We start from the raw sequence: 17,890 nt of genomic DNA, 5'->3' as shown, positions 1-17,890 counted from the left end.
TGCATCAACAACCAACAAATCGCGGGGATTCACCGGCTGCCACAGTGCGAAACCGTATTCAGCGTCGGCGGTTATCGAGTTGGTGATAGAGATCGGCGTATGTTTTTCCCATCCTGTCAGCTGTAAAGAGGCGAACGTAGCGATCGCGAGCAGCTCGCCCCCAGTTCGCTGCCTCGACCGGCGAATCGACGACCTGGTTGATGGCTTCGGCAAGGCGTGCTGGATCGGAAGGCGGTACGACCAACCCGGTCTCGCCGGCTTTGTTCACATAACTTGTTCCCGTTCCGATCTCGCAGGAGATCATCGGTTTACCGCACATCGCAGCCTCGACGAGAGAAAGCCCGTAGGCTTCCGACCTCTGGTTTGACGGAAAAACGAACCCCAGGCAGTTGTGGAGGAGCGCCATCTTGTGCCGCTCGGCCACCTCGCCGAGGAATATCACATTGTTGCGACGCAACGTCTTGGCCTGAAGCTTCAGGCGCTCTTCGATAGGCCCTGATCCGGCAATAACGATCTTGCACCTGACTTTGTCGGCCGCCTGAATCAGCACGTCCAGCCCCTTGTAGTAGCGCAAGACGCCGACGAAGAGCACGAAAGGCTCCGTCACCGCCGCTTGGCACCATCTGTTGTCGGCTTCGGTCGGCGTGGGATAATCGGTTTCATTGATGCCGATTGGGATGATCGCCGATTTGCCCTCCAAGGCTCTGAGAACGGGGCTCGATTTCAAATAGTCCGGAGATGTCGCGACGATAGCGTCCACATCCCTGAGGAAGCGCAGCATCAGCGGCCGATAAAGAGGCAGCAAAAGCCGCTGTTTGACGATGTCGGAATGGTAGGTGACGACGGTCGGTTTGCCATGACGGGATTGAAAATGCACCATGTCCATGAATGGCCATGGGAAATGGTAGTGTATGAGGTCGGCTTTCCCGGCGAGCGCCCCGAACTTCCGAAAGACCTCGAGCGAAAACCCGGTCGACGCCAGTTCGAAATCCAGCCTGGCTTTTCGGGCCATGTGCCCGTCGAGATGCTGCGTGTTCTCGTTCGGAGCACGGCTCAACGAGAGCACTTCGGTTTCAATGCCGCGGCTGGCGGTGCTTTGAGCGATGGCATGTATCGTCCGCTCCACCCCGCCAAAGGTATCGGGCCAGTACGTCTTGAAGAAATGCAGCACTTTCAAATGTTGGTCTTCCGTCTTCGCTCGATGGCCAGTTCAAAAATCTGAAGCATACCTTCCACGTCAGCGCCTTCTTGCGGTTATGGCCAATTCGAACACTGCGGCCAGGTCCAAGGCGCTTTTTCTCCAGTCGAATCGGAGCGCGTTCAGGGGCGCTTTCTCAGCCAGTCGCGAGCGCAATGCATTGTCGAGCGCCATCCGGCCCATCGCGGCGGAGATATCCTGGACGTTGGTCGGGTCAACAAGAAGGGCAGCTTCGCCAGCCACCTCGGGCATGGAAGACATGTTTGAAGTTACGACAGGCACCCCAACCGCATTTGCTTCGATAATTGGAAATCCAAAACCTTCGTATAATGACGGCATGACAAGAAACTTCGCTCGGCGATAGAGGACAGCGAGATCGCTGTCCGTGACATATCCCGTAAGTCGCACATCCGATTCGATTTCGAGGCGCACCATGCGCTCGCGCAGGTCGCCGAGACGCCACCCCTGACCCCCCGCTATGACGAGCAGCAGATTTTTCCTGACAGACTCCGGAAGCAGCGCATATGCTTCCAGGAGATTTGGCAAGTTCTTGCGTGGTTCAAGTGTGCCGACAAAAAGGGCGTAATCGCGGTCGATGCCTTTGTCCGCAAGCACGCTGTTGGTCCCGCCATCCTCCAGGCGCGTTAGTCCAGGGTACACCACGTGCAGTTTCTTGGAGACCTGTGGATACAGCATTCGAATGGCATCGGCCGTAGAGCGCGAGACTGCGACGATCTCATCCGATGAAAATATTGCAGGTCGCATGAGGAAGCGATCGCCGAGCCAGCCCTGCAAACGCATTGTCGATGCCGCATGGTGCCATACGAGATCGTGAATGGTCACAACGCGGGGAATATCCGGATCCAAGCTAAAGGGCAATCTGTGGGCAGGGCCCCAAAAGATGTCGATTTTGTCGCGGGCTGCCTGTTTGGGTAACAGGGTTTGACCCCAAACCATGCGCCTGAAATTACCTGCATGACCAGATATCCGAAACGTTCCGCCCGATAGACGAGACAGATCCGACACCGGTCGCTCCGGGAGATACAGAAAGATTTCGTGACCGGCTTCCGCCAACCCACGGCACATCTCCAGCACATAGCGGCCGATGCCTGTGAGATTGTGGACAAGGTTGCGGGCATCAATGCCGATTTTCATGAATCGGGCCGTTTTTCTGTTCGAGCCTGAAAGGAAAGCGGCTGGCGCTGTCTAGCCGTGGGCTCGACGGGCCGGCGTGCCTGTATACACGCCGGGCACTTCAATGTCTCGGACGACCGTTGCGCCAGCGCCGATGATGACATTGTCGCATATGCTGAGCCGATCAATCACGGTCGCACCTGCGCCAACCAGAACCTGTGTGCCTATTCGGCAACGGCCTGCAACGGTCGCATTGACGGATATGTGCGAAAAATCGCCGATCACGCATTCGTGGTCAACGACTGCGCCGCTATTGATGATGACGCCCCGGCCAACCTCTGTAAGCGGTCCGATATGGGCCTGATGAGCGACCAGTGAGCCTTGCCCGATCTCACATTGCCTCCCGACAGAGGCAGTCGGTGCGACGAGCATCGCAAGAGGAACAAGCGCGCTCCCGCATTGCGCGCGTCGCCGCGCATTGTCACCCGAGCCCGGAAACATGAGCCAACCGGCGCCGGCGGCATTGCTGGGAAGAACAGCGACAGCAGGAAAGCCCGCAAATTCCTCACCGGCCTTCGCCTGGTCATCGATGAAAATCAAATCATCGAACCCTGACGACAGCGCTATATCCCCTACGCTACGCGCATGGCCGCCAAAGCCCAGAATGAAAAGGCCTTTGCTCATAGTGACGGCGTCATGCCTTTCTGCTCTGCTATGACATCAAGGATGCGGATATGTTCCTTAACAACGTCCTTCCACGTACGTTTCGCGAGAACATCAAAAAATTGGCGCTGCTGAGCGTAGAGGGCATCCCGGTTTTGAAGTGCCCATTCGATCTTGTCGGCCATTGCCTTCCAATCATATGGGTCGAACAAGGTGGATTCCCGCAGCGCCGGATCGACAACAATCTCCCTGGTCACTTCAATGTCGCCCATGACAACGGGAGTTCCTACTGACAACGCCTCTGTAATCGTGAATGGCATTCCACCTTCGGAAAGCGATGGATTTACCGCAAGGTCAGCGCACTTGTAGAGGGCGGCAAGCTCAGCTTCAGTCAATCCGGACAGGCACAGAACATCATTGTTTAGATTGTTCTCCGCTATGAACCTTCTTACAGATGGGTAATCGCCGAAACCGGTGAGAATAAGTTTGTGTTTTACATATCTCTTCCGGAGCAGATATTCATAGGCCCGCAACAATGTAATCACATTCTTGGACGGTCGAAACTGACTTGCATAAAACAGAAATTTGAATTCGAAAGATTTCAGCGGAGGCATATAAGATGGGCCGGTTGCCTTTCCCAAAGCGCCCAAAGCAATCGCGCGGTTTAAGCTCAATGAAGCGGCGGCATTATCTGAAAACCCTGCAATTTCCGTGTATCGGGAAAGCGTGCTTGGCGCGTGTCGCACCACCCAAATTTTTGAGGGGTCTACATCGATCATTTTAACTAGGGTTCCCCACTTGATATGATCGCTGTAGGTGACCAAATTGGCCCCACCCTCTATCGCTGTCAGAATTTCATTGCGGGCTCTGGCAATCGGCTCCCCAAAGTTGGCAAATGGGATGGGAAACTCGTACAGGACCATGTCAGGAACGCACATTAGGCGGGGCGCTTTGATGTCATTGAAGCTGGGCCAAAAAGCCGTTGGTGAGTACCACGCGATATCTGAATGCTTCCGGTTGATGAGTGCTACCATCTTTCTCATTTCGGCGGTGTGCATGCCGGAAAAAAGCAAACTCCTGATCGATTTTTGAGGCAATCGAGATTTCGCCAATTCAATCGCCCTATTAAGCCGGTCGATACTTCTTTTGTGGCGAAAAAAGAACCGGCCGCCTGCTCTTCGAAAGAGGAGCCGTGCCAGAGATATGGATTTAAAGGCGTAAAAGACTGCAAGAAAAGAGATGGCTAAAATCGACAAGACGGCCAAATAAGCGCTGAACATTAAAAAACTTATGGGATTGCTGGTACTTGAAAATCCAAACAAAGCCCAGCGTAGGTGTACCAAGATGATTGGGCTCAAGGTCTTAAACCATCGTCTTGAGCGAGACAAACGCGGGCGCTTAGATCTCCTCGACCGAAGATAGAGTCTCAACAGTAATGGAGACTGAGTCGGCCCAATAAACGAATATGATTTTTCAGCGACCCCAGCGTCATTGAACAACTGCGTGAGTTGTGATCTCAGCCAGCTTGGTGATGCGATAACCATTTTCTTATCAGGATCATCCGTTGCGGCCTTGACAAATGACGCTAAATATCTCCCGAGCCCCTCCGATTTCAGGTTTACAGTTGGAGGGTAAGCAAGGAAAATACCGTACCGCCTTATAGCCATTCCGAAACTGCCTTCCAATAGCCGAATGCAAGTTCGTCGATGGACTGCAACGCGAGTGTCGTTGATGTCGGCAGTCGCGCTGCCATTGCTTCCGTATTCTCTTCCATTAGTTTTAATTTCTTTGCCATGTCGAAGGCATCATTGGGATCCATAAACGTGAGGCCGAGCGAGAATTGCGTATCCATCTCGCGCATTGCTGGATAATCACTCGAGAGGGATGGAACCCCCACGCTTGCAGCCTCAACAACGCTGAATGTCCCGTTATCGACTAACCCAGGGTGCCAAAGAAATTGGCTTCGAGACAGAAGCTTCTGGTAGTTACTGTCAGGCATGTCGCCAAGCGAGGAAATGTTCTTTCTAAGTTTTGGTGATCTACGAAGAATATCTTGAGCATCCTTCAAATGACTGACTGCGCCACTTAGAAGCTTCTCAGTTCTGACCCCTGTAATATTGCATTTAAGCCTCCCGTCTAGCTCCTCGTAATAGATGGCAAGCGCCTCCAGCGCCATTCTATGGTTCTTGTGAGGATTGGCGTTGGTGGTCCATATGAACGACTGGTCCCTCTCGTCAAGTTCGACTCTTTTCGTTTTAGAAAAATTGGGCGAAAGCATAGGAAGTTTTATGACCTTGTGCGCGGGGACTCCAGCAAAATTGATCGCATCCTGCCGCGTGAATTCCGTGGTTACCACAACTTTATTTGCTCGATGGGCGGCATTTAGGAACGCTATCTCAAGTTCCCGAGTCGCGAAGGTAGAATAACGTTGAATATAGTCATAAATGACGTGAACAACGGGAATAAGCGGTAAAATTGGATGGAGTATTCGGTCCGATATGACCACGATCAGATCAGAATCCAGGAACAACTTGATCTCGTCGTCAAACGCAATGTATGTTCCAGAAGTGGCGGACCAATCCTGGAAGCCACGCAATTTCATCGCTCGCTCGGCTGTATATCGATCGATGTGAGAAATATCGAATGGCCTGACTTGAACCTTATCCGGGAGGTCCTTGAAGTCGTCCTTGGTGTAGATATCAGATCTTACATGGCCAAAAATGACCTCGGCCTCGTCCTCGGCATGTTGACTTCCGAGGCATAAAGCTGTTGCCAGAAGCTTTGCAGCGCGAAGGCTACCTCCACGGTACTCTACCGGAACAATTACGGCTATTCTCTTTTTTCGGGGATTGGAAGCTGGTGGAAGGTTTCGGCGCTGCGTCAGTTTTTCTCGAATGACAGAAAAGGATTCTCGCCAGTACGGCTCGCAGCGTTCTGCTGTCATCGCAGCCAGCATTTTCTTTTGCGATGTCCTTATATTTTCGGCGAACTTGGTATCGCCTCTCAGGATACGCTCAATTTTGGCGCGAGCTTCTGACGCGGTCTGTGCTCGGCCCGGCTGCCCTATCCCACCTAGCTCATCGAGAAGGCCACCAGCCATGAATACTAGGGGCATTCCGGTTCGGATCGCCTCAAATGGATGATAATGGACATGGCGCGGTTCTTGCGAATGGTAGAACATTACACGCAGGGTTTTCATATTCTCTGCATGCTGTTCGTTGGTGACAAAGCCCAGAACGCTCGGATCGTCGACGGTTATCGGCTGCGCCCCACCGATCACATAAGGCAGGCCTTCAAAGTCTTTCTTGAATTTCTCATAAATGGCTTTGTAGTAGGGGTTAAAGCCAATTTCTGGACAAACGAAAAGGATCCGTGGGTCGCTCCCGGTCCACGTATCATTGACAACAGCGTTGTTTAAACCAAGCGGAAGATAAATGGCCTTACTGGCTAAGAAATTGGATTCGTTCTTTTCTATTCCTCGGTATGCATGGCCCAGAAAAAAGGGTCCCTCCGGCCGCTGTAGCGCCAGGAAAGCTTCCTCTGATGAGGCCAGCAACTGCGAATAGCTCAGGCTTTTGTCAAGCCCATATGCGCGCCATATCAATGCGCCGGAAAAGTTTCGTGCGGCATTTGCCACAGCGTCTAGATCGTGCGCGATAAAGAACAAGACATCGAAATGTCGATTTGCAATCGCCCAATATTCCTTTGCAACCGGTTTGTACCAGTTAACACCATTGAGCTTTTCAAGATCATCGGAAGGTATCGAAAGATTCGCATCTTCAGAATAGTCAATGCTGGCCGAGCGAAAATTATGGTCCTGCGGAAATAGCTTCGGAAGAAAGATTTCTTGGAACCCTATACGCTTTAACATGGGCACTTCGAAGGCTCGTGCGGAAGTGTGATTTAGAATCCACATGACTCGAGGCGTGCTATCCAATCTCATGCTACCGGACCCCGAAGATGAACGCCGATCAAGGCAGATTGAATGGGCATCGACATCACTGCGCCAATCCATTCACTTTTTTGTATGCCTTGATCGCGGGCCCTATTGCGCCGTCAAACGCGACGACTCCATGATGAAAAACAACACCTCGCTCACAAATTGAGCTCAGCGTGCCAAAGTCATGTGAAGCGAGCAACAGAATCTCCGCCTGCTCGACAAGATCCAGGATGCGTTTGCGCGCTTTTCCCATAAAATTCGCATCACCGGCACCGATCACCTCGTCGAGGAGGAGAATGTCACCGCCGACCGCTGTCGAAATCGCGAAGGCGAGGCGCACCTGCATGCCAGCGGAATAGGTTTTGATCGGATAGTCGATGAACTCCCCAATATCGGCAAAGGCGACAACTTCGTCTTCTATCGAGCGCATGAATTTGGGCGAGAGACCGAGGAGAAGTCCGCGATACAGGATGTTCTCTCGGCCGGTGGCATCAGGCTCGAAACCCAAACTCAGGTCAAACAAAGACCGGACGGTTCCCTCGACCACGCGCTTTCCGGAAGATATCGGGTATAATCCTGCCACCATCTTGAGGAACGTGCTTTTGCCGGCCCCATTGTGTCCTAGAAGGCCAACACGTTCGCCGGGACCAATGTTCAGGCTAACATCCTTCAATGCGTGGATGTCGACGATCTTCTTGCCTCCTCCGTTCAACGTCGCCAGCGACGCCAGCATGGATTTCAACGACCGTTCGCTGAAGCCCACGGATGCATAATGGAGGTTTACCGATTCGAGGTGAATCCGATTTGTCATAGGTAGAAGATCACCCTCTTTTCGGCGGACCTGCCCACGAGTGCTGCGATCATGGCGAGCACCGCTATAGTTCCGACGCACCATAGATAGTTGGCAGCGACGGGCCATTCACCATGCAGGAGTGGAGCGCGTACGATCTGGAGGAGGTGATAGATCGGATTGTAGTCCAGCAGGACATGCAAATTGCCTTTGCGGAACACCGACGTCTCGAAATAGATTGGTGAGACAAACCATACGGCTTGCAATATCAGGCCAAGCGCATGCGGCAGATCGCGAAAACGGGCAGAAAAATATGCCATTATCGTCGCCCACGGCCAGACAATCAGACCGATGATCGGGAAAATCGTGAGGGCGGCAAGCCAAGACCAGCCGAAATTCTGCGGCATCACGACAAGCACCCAACCGATGAGGCTGATGCTGGCCAGGGCAAGCACTATAAGCCCGGAAATAACGTTTCGAAGCGTATATATCGCTAACGGGTGACGTGTCTGCTTGATGTACGCGTCGGCTTGGACGAAAGCCAATGCGCCTCCACTTACATTGAAGACGATGTACTCCCAGATGATGACCCCGGAGAGAATGTAGGGCGCATATTCCGAGATCGCGGCGTCGAAGATACGACTGAACACGATGGAGATAAGGATCGTTAGGCCCAGAGGCTGGATAATCGACCACAGGACACCGAAGAAGGACCTTCTCCAGCGACCGCGCAGATCGGACATCGCGAGATGCATCCAAAAATATCGCGCGGCCCAAATGCCCCTAAGATACTCGTTCACAGGCCATTTCCTTAACGCAAAGTCACCGCGGTCGATCCTCGAAATAACCGATGATCGAAGAACATATGCGGTTCAGCTGTTCCTCGGTCAGTCCGGGGTAGCTCGGCAGATTGATGCCACGCTTGCTTACGCTATCGCCATTCGGAAAGGCCCGGTCAGAATAACAGTGCGGCATGTGGCTGGCTAAGGGGAAAAACGGGCGTGTCTCGATTTCGTCGTCGGCAAGACGCGCACGCAACCGATCTCGATCCTCAACTTGGTCAACGACGATCGAACACATCCAGTGCGAATGATTAACGTCGCCCACGGGATCATGGGTCCTCAAGGGAAGTCCGGACAGTCGGGTCCGGTATATCTCTGCGACCTGCTGTTTGCGTTTGATGATCTCTTCAGCCATCTCGAGCTGGGCAAGCCCGATCGCCGCCTGGATATTGGTCATCCGATAATTGTAGGCAAGCATGTCGTGCCAGTATTCGCGGGTCGGCGAAACACCTTGGCTTTTCAGGCGCCGACACTTATCCATCACCTCAGCCGATCGCGCCAGAACCATTCCGCCTTCGCCAGTTGTGATTGTCTTGTTCCCGAAGAAACTGAAGGTGGCAACATCACCAAACGTGCCGACATGCCGGCCTTTCCACCGGGTCCCGAAGCCCTCCGCGCAGTCCTCGATGAGCAAAAGATCGTGATCGCGGCAAAGGCCCGAGATCGCATCCATATCACACGGATGGCCATACAAATGCACCGCCATGACCGCGCGGGTTCTCGGGGTTATAGCGTCACGTATTGCCTGCGGATCCACCTGCAGCGTGTCTTCCAACGAATCGACGTAGACCGGCGTCGCGCCGGTCTGCAAAATGGTGTTGACCGACGCTATGTATGTGAAGCTTGGAACGATGACCTCGTCGCCGGCACCGATGCCCAATGCATCCAACACAAGGTGGATGGCTACGGTACCGTTTGCCACGCTTGTCGCCTCTTTCGCGCCTACATACTCCGCAAAAGCCTTTTCAAATCGGGATATGAAGGCTCCACGTGAGGAAATCCAACCCGTAGTCAAGCACTCGTTGACATACGCCGATACGTTTCCGCTGAGGTATGGCTCATATACTGGAATTCGTGCCATGGTTATTCTGCGCGAGTGAAGCGTTGATAGCCATGCGTTGTAAGCAGCTTTTCCTGCTCGGCACCCTTAAAGTCCTCGCGAATCATTTCTTGGACCAGCTCGGTGAATTTAATTCTAGGTTCCCAGCCAAGGTTCTTTCGAGCTTTACTGGCGTCGCCAAGAAGCGTTTCGACTTCTGTCGGCCGAAAGTAAGCCGCATCGACAGCCACTATACATTGACCGCTTTTGTTATCGTACCCTTTCTCGTCGACGCCTTTTCCCTCCCATCTTACGTCAATATCCAGTTCCGCAGCCGCCAGGGTCACAAATTCGCGCACGGAATGCTGCTCGCCAGTTGCGATAACGTAATCCTCAGGCGCCTCCTGTTGCAACATAAGCCATTGCATCTCAACATAGTCTTTGGCATGCCCCCAGTCGCGCAGTGAATCTAGATTACCCAGGTAAAGCTTCTCTTGCATGCCTAGCTTGATCCGTGCCAGCGCTCGCGTAATCTTACGCGTCACAAACGTCTCACCTCGCATTGGGGACTCGTGATTGAACAGAATGCCGTTACACGCATAGATGCCGTATGCTTCGCGATAATTGATCGTAATCCAGTATGCATACAATTTGGCCACGGCATAAGGAGACCGTGGGTAGAATGGCGTGGTTTCCTTTTGCGGCGTCTCTTGCACGAGCCCGTACAGCTCAGACGTAGACGCCTGATAGAAACGGACCTTCTTCTCCAAGCCGAGAATTCGGATGGCTTCCAAAATTCTCAACGCCCCTAGAGCGTCGGAGTTGGCGGTGTATTCAGGTTCCTCAAATGAAACGGCTACGTGACTCTGTGCCGCCAGATTGTAAATCTCATCCGGCTGAACGAGCTGAATGATCCGCATCAGACTTGATGAGTCAGTCAGATCGCCATGATGCAACGTCAGATCTACACCCTTTTCATGTGGATCATGATACAAATGATCGATGCGATCCGTATTAAAAAGGGATGTGCGGCGCCTTACGCCGTGAACGGAATAACCCTTTTCCAGCAGGAATGCCGCCAGATAGGCGCCGTCCTGCCCGGTGATGCCGGTTATCAGTGCTTTTTTTTTCATCAATGTTCTCGATGTATCCGATTTGTGTCCGCCCAGCCCCTAAGGCTTTGCCGCCCCCAGCACCGTGAGCCAATGGATTGTCAGGCGCGGCCGTATACGTCGTCAAAACGCACGATATCGTCCTCGCCGAGATAATCGCCGCTTTGCACTTCAATGATCACCAGGTCAATCCGGCCAGGGTTTTCCAGCCTGTGTTTATGACCGCAGGGGATGTAGGTTGACTCGTTGGTCGCCAGGAACAGCTCCTGGTCGCCATTGACTATTTTCGCGGAGCCGCTGACCACGACCCAGTGCTCGGAACGATGGTAGTGCATCTGCAGGCTCAAACGTCTGCCGGGTTTCACCTCGATGCGTTTGATTTTGAAGCGCTCGCCTTCCTCCAGAACCGTATAGGTGCCCCACGGCCTATGTACGGTGCTGTGGACCAAATGTGCCTCATGCCCGGAAGCCTTGAGGCCCTCGAACAACTTCTTGACGTCCTGAACGCGATCGCGGGAGGCGACAAGCAATGCGTCGGGAGAATCGACGATCACCAGATCGCTGACCCCGACCGTGCCGATGACGCGTTTGTCGGAACTTATATAGCTGCCGGTGGTGTCCACCATATGAACATCGCCGCGTAGCCTGTTGCCGCTTTCGTCAGGAGTGATCAAATCGGCCATTGCGTTCCAAGATCCGATGTCGTTCCAATCCATGTCGCAAGGAACCACGGCAAGATTGTTTGCCTTCTCCATAACCGCATGATCGAGAGAGATACGCGGAGCGGAGCCAAAATGCTCGGGCGCGAGTTCGATTTTGGCAAAGCCTTCGCCTTGACTGAATCGGCCGTTCTCATAACTGTCGGAAACCGCCTGGATCACTTCGGGGCAATGCAAAGCCATCTCGTCGAGCATGCGTTGCGCGCTGAAGCAGAATATCCCCGCGTTCCAGAAGAAGCGTTTGGATTCGACATAGGCTTTGGCTGTGTCGAGATCCGGTTTTTCAACGAAACGGACGACTTTCTCACCATCGGCTTCGATATAGCCGAACGCCGTGTCCGGCCTGGTCGGGCTGATGCCCAGTGTGGCAATCCGCCCCAGTTTTGCGTATTCGATGGCGCGGCCCATGACGTCTAGAAATGCGGGCAGGTTGCCAATCATGTGATCGGCTGGGAAGACGCATAGAATCGCATCAGGGCCCTGCGTTGCCTTGGCATGGACAGTGGCTGCCGCCACGGCAGCGGCCGTATCCCGGCCTTCCGGCTCGAGCAGAAACGTACGTGGCAACACAACCGAATCCAGTTCGTCGAAGTCGTCCTTCGTGAGGAAAAGGTGGTCCCCGGACGTTACAGCCACGAGTTCCACCACTCCCTCAATCGACGCGGCGCGCAGCACTGTGTGCTGAATAAGCGAATGCCCGTCCGCCACTTTAAGAAAAGGCTTGGGGTGCGATTGCCTTGAGGCAGGCCATAGTCGCGATCCGGCTCCACCGCTGATTATGACGGGAACCACTTTCATGAAATGACCTCTGCTTCGTTTGTGGATGCGATCGCCAGCGCCCTGTCGAGCGTCAGCGCCACAATCGCTCTCGCTCTGCCTGGGTCTGCTGCCTCCGAATAACAGCGAAGTTCAGGCGCGTTGCCGGACGGCCGCAGATGGATGATCTCGCCAGTCAGCATTTGTGTCCTTAGGCCGTCGGTCTCGTCAACTTCAGCAACAGTCCCGAACGGGGCCAGAAACCGCTGCAGTGCAGGCCGATCCGCGAGCCGACGCATCAAGCTGCGCGAACTCTCCACTGGAAAATTCTCAAGGCGTTCGCTTGCACAGGCCGGAAGATTCCACAACGCGCGCAGACCTGACAGCGATTTTCTTGTCGATGCGACCATCCCGAGGACAGCCAGGATGGGGAGCAGTGAATCCCGTGTCGGCAATGCCGTCAATGTCTTGCCGTGTAGCGAACAGTCCGACCCCAAGAGAACGCCACCATTGGCTTCAAAGCCCACAACGATTTTCCCGGGGTGGTGTGAGGCTTCCATGGCTTCGACGACGAAAGGAGATCCGACCTTCGTTCTCAGAACCGTAAAACCGAAGGCTTTCGAAATACCTGAATTGGAAGTCACGGGCGTCACCACGATGTCAGCCCGCAGGAACAGAGCCGTGGCGAGGCCGATCAGGTCGCCGCGAAACAGGTCACCATTCTCGTCGGCAATCAGTGGCCGATCAGCATCGGCATCGGTCGACACGATGGCGTCGAGGTGGAATTCTCGCGCCCAACCCTTGAACTTTGCAATTGTGGTTTCGTCAACGGCTTCGGTATCGACGGGTACGAAGGTCTCCGATTTCCCGACAGGTGTCACATCTGCGCCAAAGGATCGGAGAACCTCCACCAGAAGATCCGCCGCGACCGAACTGTGCTGATAGACGCCGAGCCTCAGGCCCGAAAGGGACCCTGGCTCCAAGATGTCATCAGCGCGCGCGCGATAGGCGGCGATCGCATTGTCGTGATGCCCCGGCAAAGCCGTACCTATTGGCGGCGGGGGGCAATAGGCGTCTAGCCGTTCGGCAGCATAGTGTGCCATAGCGGCTTCATCGGCCTTGGTGATCTCGCCCCGCGGGCTATAGAACTTGATGCCATTGCGGTCCGCAGGGATGTGCGAACCCGTAACCATGAGCGCCGCTGCGTCATGCTGCCCGGCATACAACGCCAAGGCTGGCGTTGGAATGGCACCGCAATCGATCGGTTGAAACCCACTTGCCGCCAAGGCAGCCATGCAGTTGGCGGCGATCGTCGGACTGCTATCGCGCAAGTCGCGACCAACGAACACCTTGGCCTTCGATCGGACCCCATCGGCAACGAGACGCCAAGCGAAAGCCTCCGTATAAAGGCCGCTGGGTTTCCCGACTAATTCTGAAGCCAACCCTCGCAGGCCACTTGATCCAAACTTCATCACTTCGCTTTGGCTGGTAAAGGGAAGACCGTCATATTGCAGCAGACTTGGCTGTCAACCGCAAAATCGCTTCGGGCGGTTCACCTTTCCTTCCAGCTATCCACACTGCATTCCCAGCCGCGTCGACAGGGTGAGAGCCGTCTGGCGTCAAGGACCGAGCGATGGCCTCACGATCGCGCTGCCGGCATTCTCGAACCGCTTGATATCTGCGGAACCATAGGCCATAGGTCGAGAGCAGACCGCACCAGGGCAAAGAGTAGTCAAGGATTGACCTCTACGGCCGACCCCCCTCTCTATCCTGAGTTGCTGTCGGACTCTAGGGCTCTTTGCAGTTGATGTGCAAGATCTTGATCAAACGGACTTTCTCTTCACCCGCCAACCTATGAAAAAATCTCTGGCGATGATTTCAAGTCCACGCTATGCGATACACGCGGCGGGGGCCGAAGATTTGGTACTAAAAAGAAGCCGCCGGTGACGGATGGTATTCGCTCTAGAGCCACTTTAGTATTGAAGTCTTCGCGCCTGGAGTTCAGTACCGTCCGATGAAATCCTATGTAGAAGCTGTACCCGGACTCCGGCCCACAATGCGTCGCGCCATCATCATGATTCAAGACATCGCCATGGTTTTGGTGGCGGTGGCGCTTAGCCTGACTTTATCGCAGTCGAGGCTGTCGTTCGAAGCGTTCTCTCCAGCGGGTTTCGCTTGCTGGGCGAGCATCATTATTCTTAGTCATCTGTTATTCAGATATTGCGGCCTCTACAATACTGTGTGGCGCTTCGCCTCGACGCCGGATTTCTTCAACATCCTGAAGGGCTGCGCAATACTGACCATCGTCCTTTACTGTGTTTCGCTTTTTGTTCGTTCCTTTCAGCCGGTGGCGGGCCTCAATGAGCGCCAGTTCATCGTCTTCTTCCTGGTTTCTTTCACGATCATCTCGGCGCCCCGGATTTTCTACCGGTTCTTTCGCGACGGCGCGAGCTGGCGCATTCTGAGTCGCGGCAAGGCTTCGACCAAGAGAGCGGTGTTTGTCGGCAAGCTGAGCGAGGCCGACGTAATCATCCGTTTCACGCGCACGACGCAGCCTGTAGAGTATTCAATTGCAGGGATTATGGCGATTGAGCACGGTGTTCCGCAGGGCACTCGGATCCAGGGCGTTCCCGTCGTGGCCACCCGCCCCCGCCTGATCGAGGTGCTGGAAGAATACGCCAAGGGTACGACAAGCCTGGACCTGCTGATTTTCGGCAGCGGCGCCGAACATGAGATCGAGGAGTATTCGGAGCTCGTCCGTGTTGCCCGGCAAGGCGACATAGCGGTGGTGCAGTTCTCGGGGCTTTCGCAGCTCGGCCAGGAGGGAAAGCTCGTTCTCGACGAGGTCGAGATGGAAACGATCCTGCGCCGCCCCACGGTTCCGTCCGACATCGAACGCATCGGGGCCTTCGTCGGCGGCAAGCGCGTCCTGGTCACCGGCGGCGCCGGTTCCATCGGCCGCACCCTGGTCAAGAGGTCACTGGAACTGGGCGCGGAGGCGGTGCTGGTTGCCGACAATTCCGAGTTCGGCATTTTCCAGTTGAGCCAATACGTCGAAGAGAAGGACCATGACCGCCTCAAGGTCCGCATTGTCGATGTCGCCGACCGGCGCCAGATGACGCGTGTCGTCACCGAGTTCAAGCCGGACATCGTTTTCCACGCCGCGGCACTGAAGCATGTGCCTTTGCTCGAGGAAAACTGGGATTCGGCCATCCAGACCAATGTCTTCGGAACGCTTGTCTGTGCCGAGGTTGCCGCCAAATGCGGCGTCAAGCAATTCGTGCTTGTTTCGAGCGACAAGGCCGTGGACCCGACATCCGTGCTGGGCCTGACGAAGCGGGCGGCCGAACAGATCGTCAGCGCCTTGCATGAAACGCCCGCCGGCGAGCCCGGCGCCCGGCGCCCCGCCACCAAGTTCATAGCCGTTCGGTTCGGCAATGTCTTTGGCAGCAATGGCTCGGTCGCAACCATATTCCAGGCGCAGATCGAGGCCGGAGGTCCGGTCACCATAACCGACCGGCGCATGACGCGCTATTTCATGACCGTGGCCGAAGCCGTCGACCTCGTCATCATGTCGGCGGCCGATGCCGCCTCGCGGAAAGCCGGCGACGACTACGCCGTCTACATGCTCGACATGGGCAAACCGGTGCCGATCCTCGAAGTTGCCGAGACGATGATCCGCATGTCCGGAAAAAGCCCATACACGGACATCCCCATTCGCTTCACCGGAATCCGGCCCGGTGAAAAACTCCATGAAACGTTGCATGGTGAGGATGAGGAGCTGGTCGAACTCGGCATTTCCAAGATTTTTGGCCTGAGCACCGATGTCGCGGAATGGTCCGATGTCCAGGCGGCGCTTGCGGCCCTGCAGCAATCCGTGAAGAGCCAGGACAAGGCATCCTCGCTCGCGGTGCTTGCGGGTCTTGACCATACCAAGAAGGTAAGAGGGGACGTGCCTGAGGCCGTGATCCCGAAAGCGGCCGGGCAGGCGAACTGATGCTTCAAAAGACCCTGGCCTTCTTCGGCGCTTGAGCAATCTGCGCAAGAGCGGCATTTATCGGCGGACCTTCGGGACCCTGGGGCGCTGGCTGGCATTCCTCTGCTGGCGCATCCGAGCAGGCGAGGGGTCGAGCTTGGTCGAGCGATAGCCTCATGCTACGTCGAGCGGATTCGTATTTCGTCTTTGGTTTTGGCAACGAGCACTATCGGCGGTTCATGAAGACAGCCAAGCAAATCTTCGATCTTGCCGGCGCGGCGCTGCTGCTCCTGGTCACTTCACCCGTCCTGGCGCTCGCTGTCCTGGCTGTTCGTATATCGTCGCCCGGTCCGGCCATCTTTTCTCAAACGCGGGTTGGCCGCGATGGCGTGCTCTTTCGCTGTCACAAATTGCGCACGATGTATGTCGGCACGCCATCCTTGCCTTCGCACGAGGCGCCGGCGAATGCCGTGACGCCGGCCGGAAAGACCCTGCGGAAGTTCAAGCTCGATGAGCTGCCGCAGTTCTGGAATGTTCTGAAGGGCGAGATGAGCTTGGTCGGACCGCGTCCCTGTCTGCCGACGCAAACCGAGCTGATCGAGTGCCGCCGACGGCTGGGCGTTTCATCGGCGCTTCCCGGCATCACCGGCCTGGCTCAGGTCAAGGGCATCGATATGTCGGACCCGGCCCTATTGGCCGAAACCGATGCCGACTATCTCAAGGTCGCCTCGATCGGCCTTGATCTTCGCATCCTGCTCGCGACGATTTATCCAGGTTGAGCTTGCCTGCTGCGCGCCGCGATTTCGCTTAGACGATCAAGCGTCGCTGTTTCCGGCAGCCAGCCCTGCGAGACGAGCAGGGAAGGGTCGCATATCTGTGTCGCCGTCATGCTTTCCCAAAACGCCCGCTTGCCTAGCGCGACCGCGGCCATCCGCATCAGGCTGGCCGGTACGGCAGCCAGGCGCACCGGCCGCCCAAGTCCCTTACGGAAGGCGCTTACGACGGCTGCCACCGACACCGGAGGCACATCGCTGGCTATATAGGCAGGGCTAAGCGGCCCCGGATGAGCCAACAAATGCCGCACGGCTTGCGCCGCTGCGTCGGCCGACACCAGCGAGCGGGTTCCTGTCAGAATACCTGTCGGCAGCGGCAGGCCCGTATCGGCCAGGCGCATCAGCATTGCCAGATTGCCCTTCATGCCGCTTGCGTAGGCCGCCGGCAGGCGCAGCACGGCGGCGTCGGCGCGGCCGTGCGATGCATAGGCGTCCAGGACCCTGATCTCGCCCTCGCGTTTCGAGCGCCCGTAGGCGCATTGCGGATCGGGGACCGTATGCTCGTCGATCGTTGCGCTGACGCGGGCGCCGATCACGGCCCGGACCGATGACAGTTGGATGAAGCGTCCGCTTGCCTGCATGGCGGCCGCATGCGCCAGCCGCGCGCTCAGTTCCGCGTTGGCGGCTCGGTAGTCGGCTTCGGTGGCACCGCCGTGATCATTGTTCAGGCCGGCGCAATGAACGACGTCCGTGACATCGCGGGTGACGGCAAGGAAGGCCTTGGCCGGCGCATCGAAACGCGGCAAGGCGACGATGTCGCTGCCCGAAGCGAGGCTTTCGGGATAGCGCGAGGCGAGGCGAACCTCCACGCCTGCCTCGCGAAGCCTTTGCACGACGAGACGTCCGATGAAGCCCGATGCGCCTGTGACCAAGACCTTCATTGCCTTG

General features: G+C 55.7%; 14 protein-coding genes. 2 read left to right on the top strand and 12 right to left on the bottom strand.

Annotated features, from left to right (window positions below):
• Positions 1 to 58: 58 nt before the first annotated feature.
• The 11 genes from FJ946_RS03065 to FJ946_RS03015 all read right to left on the bottom strand — a co-directional run bounded on the left by FJ946_RS03065 (position 59) and on the right by FJ946_RS03015 (position 13,665).
• The gene (locus tag FJ946_RS03065; RefSeq protein WP_140494864.1) at positions 59 to 1,177 is read right to left on the bottom strand and encodes a glycosyltransferase; all 1,119 of its coding nucleotides are present in this window, start codon (positions 1,175 to 1,177) and stop codon (positions 59 to 61) included.
• A gap of 60 nt (positions 1,178 to 1,237) precedes the next feature.
• Positions 1,238 to 2,353 (bottom strand): glycosyltransferase family 1 protein, encoded by a 1,116-nt coding sequence (locus FJ946_RS03060; protein WP_140564238.1) that lies wholly within the window; start codon positions 2,351 to 2,353, stop codon positions 1,238 to 1,240.
• A gap of 51 nt (positions 2,354 to 2,404) precedes the next feature.
• Positions 2,405 to 3,016 (bottom strand): NeuD/PglB/VioB family sugar acetyltransferase, encoded by a 612-nt coding sequence (locus FJ946_RS03055; RefSeq protein WP_140564237.1) that lies wholly within the window; start codon positions 3,014 to 3,016, stop codon positions 2,405 to 2,407.
• Complete coding sequence (locus tag FJ946_RS03050; RefSeq protein WP_181167647.1) at positions 3,013 to 4,353, bottom strand: glycosyltransferase; 1,341 nt, start codon at positions 4,351 to 4,353, stop codon at positions 3,013 to 3,015. The genes FJ946_RS03055 and FJ946_RS03050 overlap by 4 nt, the downstream gene beginning before the upstream one ends.
• 299 nt (positions 4,354 to 4,652) lie before the next feature.
• Entirely contained in the window at positions 4,653 to 6,866 is a 2,214-nt protein-coding gene (locus FJ946_RS03045; protein WP_246673043.1) for a glycosyltransferase, read from the bottom strand.
• A gap of 127 nt (positions 6,867 to 6,993) precedes the next feature.
• A complete protein-coding gene (locus tag FJ946_RS03040; RefSeq protein WP_140564235.1) occupies positions 6,994 to 7,746 on the bottom strand; it encodes an ABC transporter ATP-binding protein in 753 nt (250 codons plus the stop codon).
• Complete coding sequence (locus FJ946_RS03035; protein ID WP_181167646.1) at positions 7,743 to 8,525, bottom strand: ABC transporter permease; 783 nt, start codon at positions 8,523 to 8,525, stop codon at positions 7,743 to 7,745. The genes FJ946_RS03040 and FJ946_RS03035 overlap by 4 nt, the downstream gene beginning before the upstream one ends.
• 22 nt (positions 8,526 to 8,547) lie before the next feature.
• Positions 8,548 to 9,648 carry a DegT/DnrJ/EryC1/StrS family aminotransferase gene (locus tag FJ946_RS03030; RefSeq protein ID WP_140564234.1) on the bottom strand — a complete coding sequence of 367 codons (1,101 nt, stop codon included), beginning with the start codon at positions 9,646 to 9,648 and terminating at the stop codon, positions 8,548 to 8,550.
• Positions 9,649 to 9,650: 2 nt separating this feature from the next.
• The gene (gene gmd, locus FJ946_RS03025) at positions 9,651 to 10,739 is read right to left on the bottom strand and encodes a GDP-mannose 4,6-dehydratase (protein ID WP_140494852.1); all 1,089 of its coding nucleotides are present in this window, start codon (positions 10,737 to 10,739) and stop codon (positions 9,651 to 9,653) included.
• Positions 10,740 to 10,819: 80 nt separating this feature from the next.
• Positions 10,820 to 12,235, bottom strand: a complete 1,416-nt coding sequence (locus FJ946_RS03020; RefSeq protein ID WP_140555889.1) for a mannose-1-phosphate guanylyltransferase/mannose-6-phosphate isomerase — start codon at positions 12,233 to 12,235, stop codon at positions 10,820 to 10,822.
• Complete coding sequence (locus FJ946_RS03015; RefSeq protein WP_140564233.1) at positions 12,232 to 13,665, bottom strand: phosphomannomutase; 1,434 nt, start codon at positions 13,663 to 13,665, stop codon at positions 12,232 to 12,234. Before FJ946_RS03015 ends, FJ946_RS03020 begins: the two co-directional genes overlap by 4 nt.
• A 542-nt stretch (positions 13,666 to 14,207) precedes the next feature.
• Between FJ946_RS03015 and FJ946_RS03010 the strand changes: the two genes are divergently transcribed.
• Both FJ946_RS03010 and FJ946_RS03005 read left to right on the top strand, forming a co-directional pair.
• Complete coding sequence (locus FJ946_RS03010) at positions 14,208 to 16,190, top strand: nucleoside-diphosphate sugar epimerase/dehydratase (RefSeq protein WP_181165146.1); 1,983 nt, start codon at positions 14,208 to 14,210, stop codon at positions 16,188 to 16,190.
• 218 nt (positions 16,191 to 16,408) lie between these two features.
• On the top strand, positions 16,409 to 16,948 hold the full coding sequence (locus FJ946_RS03005) for a sugar transferase (RefSeq protein WP_140494844.1): 540 nt from the start codon (positions 16,409 to 16,411) through the stop codon (positions 16,946 to 16,948).
• Here FJ946_RS03005 and FJ946_RS03000 read toward each other — a convergent pair.
• A complete protein-coding gene (locus tag FJ946_RS03000; protein WP_140564232.1) occupies positions 16,936 to 17,883 on the bottom strand; it encodes an NAD-dependent epimerase/dehydratase family protein in 948 nt (315 codons plus the stop codon). The genes FJ946_RS03005 and FJ946_RS03000 overlap by 13 nt on opposite strands.
• Positions 17,884 to 17,890: the final 7 nt, after the last annotated feature.

The organism is Mesorhizobium sp. B2-4-7 (assembly GCF_006442685.1).
In the GTDB taxonomy this organism is placed as follows: domain Bacteria; phylum Pseudomonadota; class Alphaproteobacteria; order Rhizobiales; family Rhizobiaceae; genus Mesorhizobium.
Note: the sequence above shows the minus strand (reverse complement) of the source record. Positions and strands in the feature narration are given on the sequence as shown.